The following is a 17,345-nucleotide window of genomic DNA, read 5'->3' as shown; positions in this document are numbered from 1 at the left end:
TTCTGGGTCATGGACGTCTCCGGGCAGCGCCCGGGCCGTCGCCGAGGGGCTCGAACAGTTCGAGGATGTCGTCGAACAGCGCAACCACCGCGCCCAACAGCAGGCCAGCGAGTATGGCCACCACAAGTGCGCCGGGATCCGAAGACGTATTCGTCGCCGGTACGGTGACCGCACCGAGGCACGCGACGGCCGCGAGGACGACGTTACGCACGATGTGCCGGGCACCGAGTGGGGTCGTTGAGGCGCCGAAGCACCGGCACGGTGGACGGATGCCCCGACGGGCCGTGAGGGCGATCGCCGTCGCGAACATCACCAGCAACCCTGCCGCAACCAGAAATCCGGTCGCAGCGACCGTCGTCGAACCCAGCAACAGCAGCAACCACACGGCGTATTCGGCGACAACCACGAGCAGTGCCACCGGTCGGCATGCCTTCGCCGACAGCAGTTCCAGACCACGCAGCGAAGCTACGAACGCGCCGAACGCGCCTCTCCCCGCCGTCTTGCCGACGGACGAGGCCAGGAACACCACTGCGATCAGGGAGCGGATCCCGAGCTCCAGATAGTGCACTGCACACCTTCCGTGTCGTCTTCCGTGTCGTCGTCCCACGGCTTGGGAGAGGGGGACCAGGGGCTCCGAGACCCAACCCGGTGCCCCTGGTCCTACGCCTGTCTTTGGTTCTACGCCTGCGTTGACGTGCGCCGCCGCCCCCGTCGAGGGCGAATGCTCAGCAGTCGCAGATGTAGAGGTTGGGAGCGCTGTCGCAGCGTGTGCAGGAGGCGTGGTAGCCGCACTCGTTCTGGCACTGGTAGCAGGCCGGCCAGCTCCAGCACCGGCGTACTGCTGCCGCCGCGTCAACCTTGGGGGCGAATCGTTCGAGGAGGCTGTCCCCCATCGATCCAAGCTTCTTGAACACGTCCGTACTCCTTCGCTTGATTCGTTCCGGGCCGGAAGCGCCCGCAGCACGAGACTCGCGCGAGCTGGCCGGTGACGTCTTGTAATTAACCGCACTCTCGTCAGACGGAGGTTGCGGTCCGGATAGAGGCAGGCATCGGCACGCCTGGGGCCTGCCCCTCGCCGCGGTCCGCGGACCAGGGGCCCGGACTGCCGGCTACCCGGCAGGCAATAAAGCGACCTGGAGCATGACCGGTCATCGCCTTGCAGTCATGGCCGAAGTGGGCCTGATCGTGGTAGCCCGCCAGCGTCGCCACTTCGGCCGAGGGAAGCCCGCTGTCGAGGAGTTGGAGTGCCCGTTGAAGCCGAAAGACGCGAGCGATGGCTTTGGGAGTGAGGCCGATCTGTTCCCGAAATCGTTTCTCCAGCTGTCGCTGCGACCATCCCACCCTTCGGGCGAGTACCGGGATGGGAACGGCGCCGGCCCTATGGGCGAGTTCCTGCCAGGCCCAGGCCACGCGCGTCGAGGACGCAGGGCCACTCCGGGCCCATTCGGTGAGCACGACGTCGAGCAGAGCGAAACGTTCCTTCCAGCCCACCGCGGTCGCGAGCGCCTCAGTGAGGTCGTCGGCGCGGGGGCCGAGCAATGCGCGAGGCTCGATGGCCACGTTCGCCAACTGCTGCAGGGTTGTACCGAAGATCGTGAGAGCGGCCCAGGGGGCGAAGGTCACCTCCACTTCGGACCAGCAGCCATTGTCCTCCTCGCCTGTCCTGCTGGTCTTCGGGCCGCCGATCGGGGAGGTCGAGGCGTTCGCGTCCACCGGCCCCGAAGGTAACTGCGACGGGGTGAGTTGCAGTTTCTCGTCGAAGGGGATCACCAGGGCCACCGCCATACCTATGGGCACTTCCTTGGCCCTGTGCAGTCGGTCCGGGCCGAGCCGGAACCCCCGATAGCAGCTCACACCTGGGCGCAGCCTGGGATGAGGTGAGGCGGATGCCACTTGCCATGTCCCGTCAGTGCATGCCGAATTGCGCACGATCGGTCCTCTCGGCCGGAGATGGATGGCGCGAACGCGCCAGGAGGGTGTCGCTGCCGGGCGCCAGCGGCCGGCGCCGATCCGGAGTCGTGGGTGCAGAGCAGGAGTTCCAGGGTTGCCATGTGGTGCGCGGGGAGCGTCGACGGCGCACCGGCCTGAGGCAGCCGCAGGTCCTGCCTCGCACGCAAGCCCTGGGTCACGACATGACGCAACCAGGGCCCGCTGCCCGTCGGCCGATCCGCGCATCCCCTTGCACCTACCGGAGGACATCCCGGTGGCCACCGTCCCCATGTCCGTCTCGCTGGTTGGGGGATGGCGGGGGATCTCCCGTCGACACGGATCCACTCTCTTCCGGGCCGGCCAGGAGTTCTCCCACGCTTCGGCTTCGGTTCACCCTCGACCGCACCGAGGAAGGTGTCTCGAGGTGGTCAGCCGTGGGCTACGGAAGGGCTGCTGCGGCGCAGGCCGCTCCGGCGACGAACGGCATCACGAACGTGGATGTGAGTGAGACACCACATGCCGCGATCGCGCTTACGGTGCCCACCCCCGTTCCCACGGAACAGGCAGCCGCCCTCGCGTAGTACACGGTGTAGCCGGCTGCGCTGAGGACGTCTGCGCATTCGCCAAAGCCAAGGGTCCCGACGCGACCGTCGGTCTGTTGGACCCGAGTCGTCGCCGCAGTGCTTTGCGACTCGGCTTGCGCCGGTGGAGCCACGAAGGCAAGCGCGACCGTGGTCGCGACTCCGGCGAGCGTGCCGGCGAGAATCCTTCGACAGGCTTCCATGTTCTCTCCATCCGTTCGGCGCGAATGGGTCCGGTCCCGTGGTCGGGCCGACCCGTTGGCGTCGCTCAGACTGGCAAGCGGGCCGGCCGGGAACAGTTCCGGGCCTGTTCGAAACATGTTCGGGACGTGTCCCGAACATGACGGACTTCTTGCACGCCGCGGCCGAGGAGACGGACTCCTCGGCGGTGGCGGTCGAGCCGGCCGCGCGCCGGCCGGCAGGGCGTTACCCGTCAGGCCTGCCAGGGCCATTGCCGCGCCAAGAACGGTCTTTGTGATGACACGCATCGGTCTCTCCGTTTTCGTGTGGGTGGGCGTTGACCGGGCCGCGCCTGCTCGCCGCGTCCGCGCGCCCACCCCCGTGGGGCACGCGGTCGAGGGATGCGAAGACGATGTGTGGTGGATCGCGCCGTCCGGCTCGCACCACCGAGCTTGCCGGCCATTCCGGAGCCGGATCGGCGAAGTCCGGCCCGTTGGGACACCGTGGGACGCTCGGGGCGCTGACCTGCGGGGACGTCCGGTGGAACGCGGCAGCGCCGGGACGTCCGTACCGATGCGCGGCCTTGCGATGGAAACGGCGCGGCGTCTCGGCCGGGCCCGTAGCGTGTGCAGACGGTGTGCCACCGGAGAACAAGAGGGTGAAGACCTTGGGGATCCTTGACGCCGTACGGGGTGGAGCATGTCGCGTTGGCAGGAATTACCGGATTCGCTGGACCGGAGGGTTCGGCAACTCGTGGTGCAGTTACGGAGGTTGAAGGACCGCAGCGGGCTGAGCCTGGTCTCGCTCGCGGCCAGGACCGGGTACAGCCGCTCGTCGTGGGAGCGCTGCCTCAACGGCAGGGCGCTGCCGCCGCGGCACGTGGTGGAGGGGCTGGCGCGGATCGTGGGCGCGGATCCGGTCCGGCTGCTGGTGCTGCACGAGGTGGCCGAGGAGGCCTGGCGGCAGTCGACGGCGCCGACCGCGCCCGCCGTGCGGGACGAAGGCGCGCCGGGAGCACGTGGCGGGGCCGCGGCCGAAGGGCCCGGTCCGGCCGAGGATTTCGGTACGGCAGAGCACTCCGATGCGGTCGAGGGCTCCGCGCCGGCGCAGGATCGCGCGCCGGCAAAGGAGCGAGCCGGCGCCTCGGAGGAGCCCGCCGCCTCGGAGGACTCGCCCGGCACGGCCCGACCGCCGGGCGTACGCCGGCCCGTCGTCCTCGCCGCCGTCGTGATCGCCGCGCTCGTGGGGGTGGGCGTCGGCATGCTGATCGGCGGGCCCCGGGGCGACGACGACGGGCGCCGCAGGGTCACGACGGGGGTGGGGACGCCGGGCCCGCGCCCGACCGACGGTCCTCCGACCACCGCCGGCGGGCCCGGCCGCTACCGCTTCCAGCCGGGCAAGGCCTACCCCTGCGAGGTTCGTAGGGCCGACGCGGTGGGCGGGGGGCTGTCCGCCGGATACAGCGCCTCCCGGACCGTCGAGCTCGCCGGACCGGGCTGGGACGTGGTGGAGGCCCAGTGCCTGCTGGACCATCACCGGATGGATCCGGGCATCGTGGACGGAGTGTACGGGCAACAGACCATCGCGGCCGTGATACGCATGCAGAAGGAGGCCGGATTACCGGCGGACGGCATCGTGGGCCCCCACACCTGGCAGGTGCTGCGCGGATGAGTGCTCCCGCACCGGAGTGCGCGGCACTGGCCGAAGGGCTCCGCGAGCTGAGGGCGCGTACGGGCCTGAGCCTGGCCGCGCTGGCCGAACGCACCGCGTACAGCAAGTCGTCGTGGGAACGCTGTCTCAACGGCAGGACGCCGGTACCCCGCCACGCCGTCGAGGCACTGTGCGCGATCGCGGGCGAGCCCACCGGACGACTGCTCGCGCTGTGGGAACTGGCGGACGCCGAATGGAGCGGACGCGCCCGCCAGGCCCGTCCCTCCGGCCCACCCGCGCCCTCGCCTCCGTCGCCGTCCCTGCCCACACCCGCACCGGTCCCCACCGTCGCCACGGGCAGCACGGGCAGCACGGGCGCCTCGGGCGTGCAACGGCGGCCTCGGCGCGGGTGGTTGTTCGTCCTCGTCGCCACCGGCGTGGCCGCAGCGGCCATCGCCTCGATCCCGGTGCTGACGGCCCCGCGGAGCCACGACGCGGGACCGCCGCCGATCCTGCGCTCCCCCGTGCTGGACCCCGCTCCCGGATGCCGTGCGGACTCGTGTGACGGGAGGGACCCCGACGAGATGTCCTGCGGGTTGCCCGGCCGGGACGACTCGCTCGGAGCACAGCACCACACCGCGACCGGTACCCGCGTGGAGGTCCGCTACAGCTCGGTGTGTGCCGCCGCGTGGGGCCGGATCTGGCACTCGAAGGTCGGGGACACGATCGAGATCTCCGCCCTCGGCACCCGTCCGCAGCGATTCGTCGTCACCCACACCACCGACACCGACGCCTACCGTTTCACCCCGATGATCGGCGCCCCGGCCCGGACCGGACTACGACTGTGCTTCATTCCGGCGGGCGATACGAGCAGGGAGTGCTTCGACATCTGAGGACACATCCGCGAAAGGCGGTTGCCGTATCCCTGTGGTTGTGGCGATGGCGGGCCGCCGGTGAGAAAGGACGGGACGATGGGTGAGCGCACGGCGTGGCGGCCGTTTCTGGAGCGGTGGAGCGAGGAGTGGGTCGCGGAGGTCGCGTGTACGTCGTCCTGGGTTGGTCGGGGCCCGGCGCGGTGGCGGATGCTCCGTTCACAGTGCCCGCAGCGCTCGGGGTTGTCGTGGCCGGACGATCGGCCGCGAGTGCTCGTGGTCGCGGGAGTCGAAGAACAGCCCAACCACCCCCAGGCCCTGCTGGACCGCGCCCGCCGCCCGGCCGGTCAATGGGCTCCCTCGCCCGCGCGCTCGAAGGCTTCTTCACCCAGCGCGGCCTCGCCCTTCCCACCGACCAGGCGCAACGGCTCGCCGCCGGACGCCGCCGACGCCGCATCGACGCAACCCCACCCCCGCTCCGACCGCAGGTCCAGGCGTTCGCCGAGTCCATGCTGCGAGCACGCGAGCGCGCCCTCAAGGCCGGCACCCTGCCTCGCACGGACAGCACCATCGAAGCGGCCCTTGCCACCGTCCGTGACCTCGCCCGCTTCCTGACGGGCACGCGCAACAAGCAGGGCTGGGCCCTGACCGACGTCCACGACGTCGAGGCCTTCCTGGCGACCATGCCCAAGGCCCGGCAACGCCGACTGACTGTGCTGCGGCAGTACTTCCGCTTCGCCCGCTCCCGCAAGGTCGTGCTCATCGACCCCACACAGGGAGTGAAGGCCAAGGGTCCGTCCGGGTTCAGCGGCACCACCATCGCCGTCGACCAGCAGCGACAGCTGTTCCGCCGCTGGACCAGCGGCACCGACGCGCACCCGCACGAGGCACTGCTCGGAATCCTGGCCCTCCTCCACGCAGCCTCCAGCAGCGAGGTCCGGCTCCTGCGCGTGGACGACCTCGACCCCACCAACCGCACCGTCCGCCTGGGCAAACGCCCGCATCCAGTGCCCATGGACCCGCCCAGCTGGTCGGCACTCCAGCACTGCCTGGCCCACCGGGCGGACCAACACACCGACAACCCGCACCTGATCGTCACCAAGATCACCAAGACCGGCCGGGCCCCGGCCTCGACCGCTTACGTCAGCCACCTTTTGGACCCCTGCGGTGTCCCACCGTGAACCCTGCGGAGCACCCGGCTCGCCAACCTGGTGAACACACTCGATCCCAAGCTCGTCGCCGCAGCCCTCGGGATGGACCCCGAAGGCGTCATGATCTACCTCGCCGACCACATCGACGCCGGTCGGCTTTCCATTCCTTGAACAGTCCCAAATTCCAACCGCAGGAGCCTCGATGACGCCGATAACATTCACTTGGACCCCTGGCTGGGCCGGTTCGGCCGATTGCACCATCAACGATGGCCGGTCAGAAGGCAGGGCCCACGCCTCCTACATCAGCAACGCACCCGAGGACCTGCTCAACGCGGTGACAAGAGTCGTTCTCGGTGCCCGCATGGTCAAGGCACAATTCGACGGCGAGCCAGGCGCTCACCGCTGGGTCTTCCACCGGTACGGCGATTTCGTGGACATCGACCTGCTGTTTCTGGAGGACGGGCAACGTCCCGACAGCGAGGGACAGGTCATCTGGGAGTCACGCCGCCAGGGAGTGGATGCGATAGCCAGGGCGGTGATCGACGGCTTCGACCGCGTCGCCCAGGACCTGGGTGAGGAGGCCTACCGCAAGAGATGGCTGTCACCGTTTCCACGCACCGACCTGGAAGATCTGCGGACCGCATGGCGTGACACGTTGCCTCTCGCCGACGTCCCGCCCGTCGACGACAGTCTTGACGCACCAGTGAACCCGTGAGATTTCGGCGCCGCCTCGCACGGGTTCGCCGGAACATGTGCGCTTTGGCGATGCGGACGTTGGTCGTCAGGATCGTGCTCGACTTCAGATACCTCTGATTGATCACCTGGAACAACGCGGAGGCACCGTCCTCGGGCAGCGGCAGATAGCCGAGTTCGTCGATGACCAGAAGCTTGGGACCGGCGAAGAAGTTCATCACCGTCTTCCAGCGGCCTTCCAGCGCGGCCTTGTGGCACTTGGCGGCCAGGTCGGTGGCCGTGGTGAAGTAGACGCGGTGGCCGCCGTCCACCGCCGCGCGCGCCGGCGCGGTCGCCGGCATCGTCTTGCCCACCCCCGGCGGCCCGACGAACAGCACATTGCTTGCGTCGTCGAGGAACCGCAGGGTGGCCAGGTCACGGATGAGTTTCTCGTCGACCCCGGGCTGGGCGGCGAAGTCGAAGTCGGCGAGCTATCCGGGGTTCGTATGTGCCCGTCTGGAACGTAGTCAGCGTTGGCTTCACTCGTTGTAGTGGTCGTTGGCGTTTTGCTATCCGGGGTGGCCCCGCAGCGTCGGTGACGTCGGCAGCATGGCTTCGTGCCAGTACAGAGAGTCGAGTTGGGTGATGGGCGGACGTGGACGGTGGTCGGTTCCGACTACCTGCCGGTCGTGCCCGTCGAGAAGTTCCTGGAGTTCTTGCGCATCGGCCGGGACGCGTCGCCTCACACCCTCCGTTCCTACGCCGCGTCGCTGAACGCGTGGTGGGACTACCTGGAGGCGGTCGGGCTGGCGTGGGACGAGGTGACGCTGCCCTCGTTCCTGCCGTTCCTGACGGTGCTGCGGACCGGTGATCCATTCGGAGTGCACCGTTTGCCGGGTTCCGGTGCCACCCGGGCCGGCGGGGCCGCGGAGTCGACGGTGGGGCTGCGGGTGGCGGCGGTGCTGTCGTTCTACCGGTATCACGCGGATGTGCACGGGGTGGCGGTCGCCGGACGGCTCTACCGGGTCGGTGGACGCCGGGCCCGCAGCCGATACGTCGGAGCCCTGGCTCACTTGGACCGCGGGAGTGACCATGTGAGCCCGGCGGTGCGTGTCCGGGCCCGCGATCGCGGGCCGGCACCGGTGCTCACGCCGGCCCAGGCCGAGGCGATCCTCGACGGATGCGCGCGCTTCGACGCAGTTTCGGGGCAGTGGTCGGGATCGGTACGCGACCGGCTGCTGTTCGCGACGTTGAGCGAAACCGGGATGCGGCTGGGCGAGTGCCTGTCGCTCAAGCACTGTGACTGGCATGTCGGCCGGGGTGGGACCCCGTTCGTCGAGGTCGTACCGCGGCAGGACCACCCGGCCGGGGTGCGGGTGAAGAACAGCCGGTTCCGCCGCATCCACATCAGCGACGATCTGGAGCGTCTGCACAGCGAGTACGTGTGGGAACTGTGCGACGCCGACGCCCACCGGGCGGTGGACCTGGAGAACTGGTGGGTGTTCGTCAACCTGCGTCGCGGCGAGTGGCTCGCGCCGCTGCGGCCGGAGACCGTCTATGACCTGGTCGACGGTCTCAAGCGCAGGCTGGGGAAGGCGGTTCCGTCCGCCTGGACACCGCACTGGTGGCGCCATACCCACGCGACCGCTCTGCTGCTTTCCGGGGCTCACGAGCACGTGGTGATGCGGCGGATGGGCCACGCCGACGTGCAGACCACGCTGACCCTCTACGGCTGGGTCACCGAGGACGCCGATTTGAAGACCCTGGCGAACTGGAAGTCATTCACCACCAACTGGCGTGGACTGGAAGGAAGTTCGGCATGACCGACCATCGCATCCCGTCGGCTCGTGCCGGCGGTTCGACTGCCCCGGACCGGTCCGCCCAGAGTGCTGCGCTGATCAACGGGCTGGACCCGGTGTTCGCAGGGCCGCTGTTCGACGGACGTGACCCGAAGCTGGCCGGGGTGTTCATGCGCGGATCGCGGCAGGTCCGGCTGGACATCACCGCCTTGCCGTTGATCATGCGCCGTGAGGTCGGTTGGTGGTTGGCCACCTGCGCGCGCACCAGCGAACGTCAGGCCCACGCCAGTGAGTGGAACCGCTGGGCGGTCACCGTCGCCGACGTCATCGCGCGTCACCCGCACGTCGCCTCCTTCGCCGACCGGCCGTTGGCTGAGTGGATGACCGCCTGGGCTCGGAGATTCCACGCCGACCGGGGCCGGATGCCCGCCCCCGGGCATCGGCTCCGGGCCGAGCACGCTCTGCGCGGCATGCTGGAGCGGCTGCTGCGGCAGTACGCCAGCGACGTCGACTGGTGGCGGCACGACATCTGGTCGCTGCGGCTGGACCCGCGCATCCCGCGGCGCGAGCACGAGCCGCGCGCCAACACCGCCGTCCGCTGGGGCGACATCACCCCGGTCTGGCTGCGGGAGGGGACCAAGTTCTACCTCCGGCTGCAGATGGAGTCCGGGCAACTGACCTGATCGACGGTGATACAGCACCGCGTGAACACGGCGCGCTTCGCCACGTTCGTAACCGAACGCGGAATGGACCACCCCGCCCTGGCGGAAGGCTCCGAGCGAAGCCTGCGCACACTCGCGCTGGACTTCGGCACCTTCCTGCACCACTGGCAGCGCGAGACGCCGGGCCGAGCCGAGGTCGGCGGCAGCCTCCAGCCGAGGACGATCAACAAGAACCTGCAGACGATCGACCTGTTCTACCGGGTCATGACCGACTGCCGCACCGAGGCGGCCGAAGCCCTGGACGATGATGCCCGGTGGCTGGCGCTGACCGAGCCCGCATGTTCCGCCTCGGCGACCGGCCCCGACAACGCGAGGTTCGCGAGGCCGACGAGCGCAACTACATCAACGACACCGACCTCAGCAGCATGCTCACCCACATCGAGCTCCTCGGCCTGCCGGCCAAGCAGACCCGCACCGTTGTCCGCGACGCCCGCCGGGTCGAACTGGCCGGACTCGGACATCCCGCAGTCATGCGGGCCTGGCTCATCCAGGCCATGACCGGACGCCGGGCCAGCGAAGTGCTGATGATGGACTTCGAACCGCTCTCCGACATCCCCGGTCTGGACGCCGCAGCCGTCCCCGAGGGCGGGATGGTCGCCCGGCTCCGCTACCAGCAGACGAAGATCGACACGGCACCGAACACCATCCTCGTCGGCCGCGATGTCGTCGAGATCATCCGGGAACAGCAGGTATGGGTACGCGAACACTGGCACCTGGGCCCCGCCGACACCATCCGCTACCTGTTCCCGAAGACCACCGGCAACCGCCACGGCACCAAGTCCTGGGAGACCAGCAACTACAACCACGTCCTGAAGGACTTCAGCCACCACCTGGACCTGCGCGACTCACACGGCGAGTTCCTCCTCTACTCGCGAAGCCACCGGCTCCGCCACACGAAGGCAACCACGCTCATCAACGCCGGTGCCCCCATCCACGTCGTCCAGCGCTACCTCGGCCACCTTTCCCCGGAGATGACGATGCGATACGCGGCGACCCTCGCGAGCACCGCCGAGCGCGAGTTCCTCGCCCTGGCCAAGGTCGGGCGCGACGGGCGCGAGATCGGGATGGACCGCCGCGACATGCTCGACCTCGTGCAACTCGACCGCCGCACCGACCGCATCCTGCCCAACGGCTACTGCCTGCTGCCACCCACCCGGTCCTGCGACAAGGGAAACGCCTGCCACGGCTGCGACCACTTCGCCACCGACCGCACGTTCCTGCCGGACATCCAGCGTCAACTCGCCGAGACCCAGTCCCTGGTCGCCACCCGGCAGGCCCGCCACACCGAGCGCTACGGCGACCCGATGACCGGGGCCAACGTCTGGCTGGAACAGCGCAACGCGGAGATCCGCAGCATGCAGCTGGAGATCGTCGCCCTCGAAGCCCAACCGACCGACAGCACCGCCGTCGTCCGCGGCGCCGGCGTGCTCGGCCGCACCGGCTACCAGGACACCGCCAACACCTCGGACAGCCAAGGGGCATCACGCTCATGAACAAGCAACCGAACGAAACGGCCCTGGAGACCGCGCCTGTTGACCGGCGGGTCGCCGCCCTCCGGCAGGCGGCCCGGGACAAACACCAGCAGGCCGTCCAACGAGCAGAAGCGGGCCTCCGAAGACTGATCAAGGAAGGCGAGGAGATCAACTTCCGGGCCGTCGCCCGCAGAGCAGGCGTCAGCTTGGACTTCCTCTATGCCCACACCGATCTGCGTCAACGCATCGAGACCTTGCGGCCAACAACGAGCCGAGGACCGGCCTCCCCCGCAAGCCCCCTCATCCGACGACGGCACGGTCATCCACGCCCTCACCGAAGCCCTCCGCCGCGACCGCACCACCCACCGCGAGCGCGTCCGAGAACTCGAACAACGACTGGCCGCCGCGCACGGCGAGATCCTGCGCCTGCAACGCGTGATCCAGTCGCATGGCCCGAGGCCGTGACGACACTCGCCAGACGACGGAACCTACGATCCGGAGCGCAATCCCAGAGCACTGTGCTCCACCACGCCCGAGGGAAGATCGCTCTTTCCTGAAGCCCGTGCCATCAGCTCCACGAGTCCGGCCCGGAGGTCGGCGGCCGGCTCACCGAGGACGATCGCGCCGATGATCAGCTCCATCATCAGACGGTCGTACTCGTCGCCCATGCTCCGATAGTTCTCCCGATCGCTCTCCACCACGGCGGAGGTGATCCTCACCCCACCACCGATCACCGGGGCAAAGGATGCTTCATAGATGCCGTGCCCGGTCCAACTCCGGTGCATGAAAAGGACATCGCCTTCGACGAAGACGTTCCACTTCTCATCCATGCCCCCGGGCTCGATACCCACGCCGGATCCGGTTCCAGTCCTCGTCAGTCCAGACACGATCCGGCAACTGAGACACCGGCCGGGGCGTGTTGATCGGGTGGAGGCGCCGGAACGACTCTCGGGTGAGCGGGGCATCGGCAGTCATGACGCGATCCTATGGAAGCACCGCTCCAACAGGACAGCGGATTACCTCCAAGAGCAGGCTGCCTGGGCGGGGGCGCCCTCAACCGCCTTCCCGACGCGTCCGCAGCGTCCTGAACAGCAGCCTTGCAAAAGTCCTTCGTCACTACCCCAGATAACCGCAACGTCCAGGGCTCCGGCAGGCAGGCGAACCGCAGACGCGCGGCGAGCCGTCGGGCCTCGGTGGCCTCGACCTCGATCTCCAGGAGCCGTTCCAGGGCGGCGGTCAGCGACATTCCCTCGCTGCGGGCCTGGTCCAGGACCCGGTTCAGGGCCTTCGCGGCGTCGTTAAGCTTGAGATAGGACAGGTGGCCCTTGAGTTGTTGGAAGCGTCGAGCCTCGCTCATCTGCATGGGTGTCGTGCTCACTCCCCGGTCTCCTCCTTGGGTTGGGGTGCGGTCCGCAGCCGATCGGCAACGGCGGCATAGGCGGTCAGATCGATCACCACGCGCTCGGCCGAGCTCGTGCCGGCGGCCCGGCTCCGCAGGCGCTCGGCCTCGTCCAGGGCGGCCTGGGTGAGCGGGCGACGGACCTTCGTCCTGCAGGGCGCGCGATCGGTGAAGGAGTCCAACACCGCGCGCTCGAGGGCGATGACGTGCCCGGAGTCGCGGACGACCCGGCCGGAACCGCGAGGCGCGCGGTGATGCCGGGCGACCACCACCCGGCCGGTGGTGACGATGTGGAGGTGGTCCTCGCCGAGTCGGTGCAGCACGATCACCCGGGCTCCGGGCAGACCCGGTGGGACCGAGTAGAGGTTGCCCTCGAAGGAGACCAGGCCCTGCGGACTGACCGTTCGTTCGGCCTCCAACTCGGCGGGGAACGGAAGGCCGGGCAGCTCTAACAAGCTTTCCACGTCGGCGAGTTCGCCGACCGTGGTCAGGGCGCCGGCCACCCTGCGGCGGCGTTCGTCCATGCGAACGGCGAGCTTGTCGATCCCGGACTGGGCCTGCTCGACGGTGAGTCCGTCGGGAACCGTGCGGCACCAGCGTTGGGCCGCGGAATGGTTGGCCTTCTCGACCACGCCCTTGCGGTTGCCCCGACGCGCCGGGCAGATGTCGACGCCGACGCCGTAGTACTTCGCCACCGCGGCGAAGGCCGGCAGGACCCGACCGGTCGCCGGATGGCAGACGGTGGCCATCCGGTCGAAGCGCCACCGCCGCCCGGTTCCACCCAGCTTGCGGACGACCCGATCCAGGGCCTGGACCAGGTGCGGGAAGTCCTCGGATTCGGCGATCACCGCCCGCCACCGGCTCGAATGCGCGAGCGCCCCGACCAACAGATGGGCGTGTTCGCCGACTCCCCACTGCTCGGGCGGATCGGGCAACTCCAGCCAGTCGAACTGGATTTCCTCACCCGGCGGATGGGCGATCACCGCGACATCGCGGCCGTTCGAGACCTTGCAGGGCTCGCAGTGCGGACGCACCCGATGACGGCGAAGCGCCCGCGTGAGCGTCGGATACGCACCCTCGTATCCGAGTTCGACCAGCTCGTCGAACAACGTCGACGCCCACAGATGCGGATCGTCCGCCAGTCGCTGCCGGGCGTAGTCGAGGAAGGGCACGAACGCGTCCGGGGCCCGACGCCGAACACCCACGACCTGTTCGCCGTTCAGATACGCGCGGATCGTCTTGCGGTCACGGCCCAGATGCCGCGCGATCGCAGAGATCGACCAACCCTGCCGACGGAGCGCGTGCGCGTCCACGTCTTCCTCCCGGGTGAGCATCAGGCCCCCGAACAGGCCGAACCGTCACTCACACCAAGATCGATGAACGCACCGCATCAAGGCCGGTGCCGAGGATGGCCCCAGCGGCCGGGACGAGACGCAACAACCCTGAGAGAGCGGCCGTTCGTGGCGCACCACCGGCGGCCCGCCACCCGGGCGGTGAGCCTGCCGCCTTGCGACACCCAGGCGATATACCACCTTGGGCGGCAAGAGTCGCCCGACAGGCGGGAACGCCCCGACCTCGATCAGGGCGTTCCGTCGAGCGATCGGTCCCGAGGTCTCAGCCGAAGCGCCAGTAGTAGTGGTGCCGGCCGCTCTTGCCCTCCCACAGGCTGACCTTGGCGCCGTTGGCCTGGCTGCCCCCGTCGACCTGCGGGTACTTGCCGGAGTGGGCGCCCCACAGGACGAAGTTGGTGCCGGGCACGTCGTTCACCTTCAAGGGGGCGAAGAACTCCGCCGTGTCGCCTTCCTTGCAGGGCCACTGGATGATGGGAGTGCCATTCTTTTTGCTGTTGCCCTTCACGGACAGGCACTTGCCGCTCTTCTCGTTCACGACGTAGTAGAGCTTCAGCCCCAGAGCGGTCCTCGCGTAGCGCAGGTTCCACCTTTGGTGGGCCTTGCCGTTGCAAGTCCACTGCTGAACCTGCACGCCGTCGCGGGTGGAGCCGCCGGGAACATCCAGGCACTTGCCGGAGTGGTAGTTGATCAGCGGGGTGAAGCCCGGGGCCGCCGCGACGACGTCGGGCGTCGCGGCGGCCGTCGGTTCGGCGGCCATGGCCGGGAGCGTCCCGGCGGCCAGGAGTGTCGCGGACAGGGCGAGGGTCGGTAGAAGGCCTCCCGGAGGGTCGATCGAATCGACATCGCGCGTCGATACAGCCATCGTGGTGCCCTCGTTCCCTTTGGCGCATTGGCGGAAGGCGCACTGATGTAGGCGCTGAGCGCATGGCTTGCCCGCCGCCGAGGAACCCGAGCAGCGCGATGCGTTTCATGCGGCCGGCGTTTTCGGCGCGGCCCACAACCGGCAGCCGGACCGCGTCCAGCAGCCGACCGCACGAGGAATACGTGGCTGCGCGGCCGTGGAGCGCCTGGAGATCATCGACCAGTGCATCGGCAGACGACTGATCAAGATTCCCGACGGCCGCAGGCTCAACGTCCTCGTCATCGCCCCCCTACGGGCGTCAGGTGGAGGAACCCACACGGCGCCTGGCCCCGGTGGAGCGCCGCGGGTCACTCAGACGGGGTCAGCGGAGCCGTTCCGTCGTGCCCTGCGCTCAATCGTCGGCGCGGGGCGGCGGGGATGTGCCGCCGGCGCGCCACACGTGCCGGAGGTGGTCGGTGAGCGTGTCGACGACGGCGTCGCGGCCGTCGCGGCAGGCCAGGACGAAGTCGACGTCGGCGTAGCCGTTCTCGACTCCGTCCTCGGTGTTGAAGACGACGCTCGTGACGTGTGCGGGGAGCTGTGGAAGGAACCAGGTGGTCCACGCCTCGGTGGCGGCGCGGGCGTCGCAGATGCGGATGCCCAGGCACGGCGGACGCGGGGCGTAGGAGCCCTGGAACAGCCACGGTCCGATGGGGAACCACACCTCGAGGAGAGACTCTCCGCGAAGGCCCTCCCCGGCCCTCCAATGGGCGTCGGGTCGTTGTTCGAGGGAGGCGACGACCTGCTGGACGGCGAGGTCCCACGGTTGGTCCGGGGTCGGGGCGAAGTACCAGGGCGTGGCGTAGCCGGCGGGGTCCGTCGTCACGGGGTCGTCCTTCCGGATTCGGCCGAGGCGCGAGCGTCCCGGCGGTATGGATCGAACAGGGCCGCCCCGCTGGTTCGGTCCGGGTTCGCGTCCAGGTTCCGGTGGCGTCGAGGGGGTGAGAGGCCTCGCGCTTTTCGGACAGGATTCGGACTGTCAGTGAATTGGACACGCGAGAAATGTCAGCCGATGCCGACCCGCGACACCCGGACGGCGTTTCCTCGCACAGGCTGGATCGCTGGATCTTCGGCGATTGCCACCGGGGTCCTGTCAGAATCCGGTCAGCGCACCACCGTCGTCCCATTCGGGAGGCCCGCTTACGATCTCGTCGGCCAGTGGGGCCACCACAGCGAGGATCTCCTCTGTGATGTCGTCCGGTACCCCGGCGGCGGTCAGCGACGCCGCCAGGTGCTCGACGAACTTGTCGAAGTGCCGCTGCTCTATGCGAAACCCCCTGAAGCCATGGACGTCCTTCATCGAGCGGCTCCGGAACTGCACGGCACTGCCGTGAGCCTGCCCCCGCCACATCACACGGCCCCGGTACTCCACCGGGCCGCCCAGAGCCTGACCCAAGAACTCGGCCTGACGCTGCTCGAGCCGCCCGAGGTCGCTGTTCGCGAAGAACCGGGCAAGGTCCGGATCAAGCTCGATGCGCCGGTAGAGCCTGTCCAACACCTCTACCAGGACCGACTCACCGCCGATGGACTCGTAGATGCTCATGACACTCCTCGGGTCACCGGGGCCGCCCCTCCGATGTCAGCCGAGGAAGGCGGGCATTGGCAAGCCCCGGCACCTGTACGGAGTTGCGCTCGTTTTCGCTGACGAAATGATCGACCGCTGTCGTGGCGCGACGATAGTCGGACGCGGTGGTGCCCGCGAGTTCGGCGACCGTGAAGTACCCGAGCCAGGAGGGGGAGTCGCGCCCACCGGCCCCGCGCAGCCGAGGCGGACGACCGGCGCGCGGGTACGCGTCGTGGACACCGACGAGCAAGGCATCCGGGCCTGCCCGGTGTGCGTACGACACCGCACCCGCGGGGCCGGCGATACCGCGCGGACGTATCCGCCCGCGGACCGCATGTGGTGCCCCCACCACCAACTATTGGGCGAGCGAGCCACGCCTGCCGGGCCCCTCGACACGGTTGGGCTCCCCGAGATCGGCCTCGCGTATCGGTCCCACCGGCGCCTGGCGCGACACCGCGACGGCACGGCCGCGTACGCCCGGGCCGCGGGTGATGACCGCCCGCCCGGTCAGCCCGCCGGAGCGTCGACGGCCGCGGAGAACCAGTCGGGGCTGTATCTCTCGTGTACGAAGGCCAGTACGCCCCCGGGGCCGTGCAAGGTGTACGTCTTGAACGCACAGAGCCGACCGGTGCCCGCGGGCCATCGGACGCGGCCGACGCCGTGCAATTGCCGGACCGTGGTGAGCCCGGCCCCGTTCAGGGCGAATCCCAAGGGCTGTTCCGGGTCTGCCATGGCCGCGTCCACACGAGGGTCGCGCGCCGTCGGCGCGACGACCCTGTTGAAGGAGACCGTCGCACCGTCGGGCGTGAGCAGGCGGCTGTGGCGCGACCAGCACGGCCGTCGTCCCGGCACGCGCAGTGCGGACACCGCTTCGGTGTCGCCGAGGACGCTCGCGCGGGCCTGCTCGATCGAGTCGGTGCGGATGCCCAGCGGCACGCGCAACACGGCCTGGAGGAGCACCGTGGTCAGGCCGTCTCCCGCCAGCAGCATCCGGGTGGCCGGGGAGGCGAATCGGGCGATGCGCGAGTCCGGGCCCCGCGGGCACCGGCCGGGGGGCGGGGCGACGGCGGGGGCGGGGGACGTCTGGGGCACGGGGACAAC

The 17,345-nt window shown here is 69.4% G+C and carries 17 protein-coding genes and 2 pseudogenes; 8 read left to right on the top strand and 11 right to left on the bottom strand.

Features of this window, described 5'->3' with window-relative positions; translation table 11 throughout:
- Window positions 1–7 precede the first annotated feature (7 nt).
- The 3 genes from EMA17_RS52075 to EMA17_RS52065 form a co-directional block, all read right to left on the bottom strand.
- Window positions 8–568: a MauE/DoxX family redox-associated membrane protein gene (locus EMA17_RS52075; protein ID WP_160161655.1), complete on the bottom strand. Its 561-nt coding sequence runs from the start codon at window positions 566–568 to the stop codon at window positions 8–10.
- A gap of 157 nt (window positions 569–725) precedes the next feature.
- Entirely contained in the window at window positions 726–893 is a 168-nt protein-coding gene (locus tag EMA17_RS52070; protein WP_160161654.1) for a hypothetical protein, read from the bottom strand.
- A gap of 121 nt (window positions 894–1,014) precedes the next feature.
- Window positions 1,015–1,785: an AraC family transcriptional regulator gene (locus EMA17_RS52065; RefSeq protein WP_160161653.1), complete on the bottom strand. Its 771-nt coding sequence runs from the start codon at window positions 1,783–1,785 to the stop codon at window positions 1,015–1,017.
- Between the two features lie 1,604 nt (window positions 1,786–3,389).
- On the opposite strand from EMA17_RS52065, the gene EMA17_RS33640 reads away from it, so the two are divergent.
- The 4 genes from EMA17_RS33640 to EMA17_RS33625 all read left to right on the top strand — a co-directional run bounded on the left by EMA17_RS33640 (window position 3,390) and on the right by EMA17_RS33625 (window position 7,078).
- Window positions 3,390–4,361 carry a helix-turn-helix domain-containing protein gene (locus tag EMA17_RS33640; RefSeq protein ID WP_126640959.1) on the top strand — a complete coding sequence of 324 codons (972 nt, stop codon included), beginning with the start codon at window positions 3,390–3,392 and terminating at the stop codon, window positions 4,359–4,361.
- Window positions 4,358–5,233 carry a helix-turn-helix domain-containing protein gene (locus EMA17_RS33635; RefSeq protein ID WP_126640958.1) on the top strand — a complete coding sequence of 292 codons (876 nt, stop codon included), beginning with the start codon at window positions 4,358–4,360 and terminating at the stop codon, window positions 5,231–5,233. Before EMA17_RS33640 ends, EMA17_RS33635 begins: the two co-directional genes overlap by 4 nt.
- 329 nt (window positions 5,234–5,562) lie before the next feature.
- Window positions 5,563–6,393, top strand: coding sequence for a site-specific integrase (locus tag EMA17_RS33630; protein WP_218043149.1), 831 nt, complete (start codon window positions 5,563–5,565; stop codon window positions 6,391–6,393).
- Between the two features lie 172 nt (window positions 6,394–6,565).
- On the top strand, window positions 6,566–7,078 hold the full coding sequence (locus EMA17_RS33625) for a hypothetical protein (RefSeq protein WP_126640957.1): 513 nt from the start codon (window positions 6,566–6,568) through the stop codon (window positions 7,076–7,078).
- 103 nt (window positions 7,079–7,181) lie between these two features.
- Here the strand turns inward: EMA17_RS33625 and EMA17_RS33620 are convergent.
- Window positions 7,182–7,469 (bottom strand): annotated as a pseudogene (locus EMA17_RS33620) (ATP-binding protein); the annotation flags it as partial.
- A gap of 183 nt (window positions 7,470–7,652) precedes the next feature.
- Between EMA17_RS33620 and EMA17_RS33615 the strand changes: the two are divergent.
- The 4 genes and pseudogenes from EMA17_RS33615 to EMA17_RS56110 all read left to right on the top strand — a co-directional run.
- Entirely contained in the window at window positions 7,653–8,858 is a 1,206-nt protein-coding gene (locus EMA17_RS33615) for a tyrosine-type recombinase/integrase (RefSeq protein WP_126640956.1), read from the top strand.
- Window positions 8,855–9,517, top strand: coding sequence for a hypothetical protein (locus tag EMA17_RS33610; protein WP_126640955.1), 663 nt, complete (start codon window positions 8,855–8,857; stop codon window positions 9,515–9,517). The genes EMA17_RS33615 and EMA17_RS33610 overlap by 4 nt, the downstream gene beginning before the upstream one ends.
- 293 nt (window positions 9,518–9,810) lie before the next feature.
- The gene (locus tag EMA17_RS33605) at window positions 9,811–11,049 is read left to right on the top strand and encodes a tyrosine-type recombinase/integrase (RefSeq protein ID WP_126640954.1); all 1,239 of its coding nucleotides are present in this window, start codon (window positions 9,811–9,813) and stop codon (window positions 11,047–11,049) included.
- Window positions 11,046–11,273: pseudogene (locus EMA17_RS56110) on the top strand (DUF6262 family protein); the annotation flags it as partial. The gene EMA17_RS33605 and the pseudogene EMA17_RS56110, both read left to right, overlap by 4 nt.
- Before the next feature lie 55 nt (window positions 11,274–11,328).
- On the opposite strand, the gene EMA17_RS52060 reads toward EMA17_RS56110, so the two are convergent.
- From EMA17_RS52060 to EMA17_RS33570, 7 genes are all read right to left on the bottom strand, one after another.
- Window positions 11,329–11,478, bottom strand: coding sequence for a hypothetical protein (locus EMA17_RS52060; RefSeq protein WP_160161652.1), 150 nt, complete (start codon window positions 11,476–11,478; stop codon window positions 11,329–11,331).
- Between the two features lie 38 nt (window positions 11,479–11,516).
- The gene (locus EMA17_RS33600) at window positions 11,517–11,879 is read right to left on the bottom strand and encodes a hypothetical protein (protein ID WP_307721577.1); all 363 of its coding nucleotides are present in this window, start codon (window positions 11,877–11,879) and stop codon (window positions 11,517–11,519) included.
- Window positions 11,880–12,402: 523 nt separating this feature from the next.
- A complete protein-coding gene (locus EMA17_RS33590; RefSeq protein ID WP_126640953.1) occupies window positions 12,403–13,761 on the bottom strand; it encodes a Mu transposase domain-containing protein in 1,359 nt (452 codons plus the stop codon).
- 280 nt (window positions 13,762–14,041) lie between these two features.
- A complete protein-coding gene (locus tag EMA17_RS33585) occupies window positions 14,042–14,641 on the bottom strand; it encodes an RICIN domain-containing protein (RefSeq protein WP_126640952.1) in 600 nt (199 codons plus the stop codon).
- A 391-nt stretch (window positions 14,642–15,032) separates the two neighbouring features.
- Complete coding sequence (locus EMA17_RS33580) at window positions 15,033–15,506, bottom strand: hypothetical protein (protein WP_126640951.1); 474 nt, start codon at window positions 15,504–15,506, stop codon at window positions 15,033–15,035.
- 267 nt (window positions 15,507–15,773) lie between these two features.
- Complete coding sequence (locus EMA17_RS33575) at window positions 15,774–16,223, bottom strand: group I truncated hemoglobin (RefSeq protein WP_126640950.1); 450 nt, start codon at window positions 16,221–16,223, stop codon at window positions 15,774–15,776.
- Between the two features lie 528 nt (window positions 16,224–16,751).
- Window positions 16,752–17,336: a hypothetical protein gene (locus EMA17_RS33570; protein ID WP_126640949.1), complete on the bottom strand. Its 585-nt coding sequence runs from the start codon at window positions 17,334–17,336 to the stop codon at window positions 16,752–16,754.
- Window positions 17,337–17,345: the final 9 nt, after the last annotated feature.

The organism is Embleya hyalina (assembly GCF_003967355.1).
GTDB classification, from domain to species: domain Bacteria; phylum Actinomycetota; class Actinomycetes; order Streptomycetales; family Streptomycetaceae; genus Embleya; species Embleya hyalina.
This window is presented reverse-complemented; position numbering and strand designations above follow the sequence as displayed.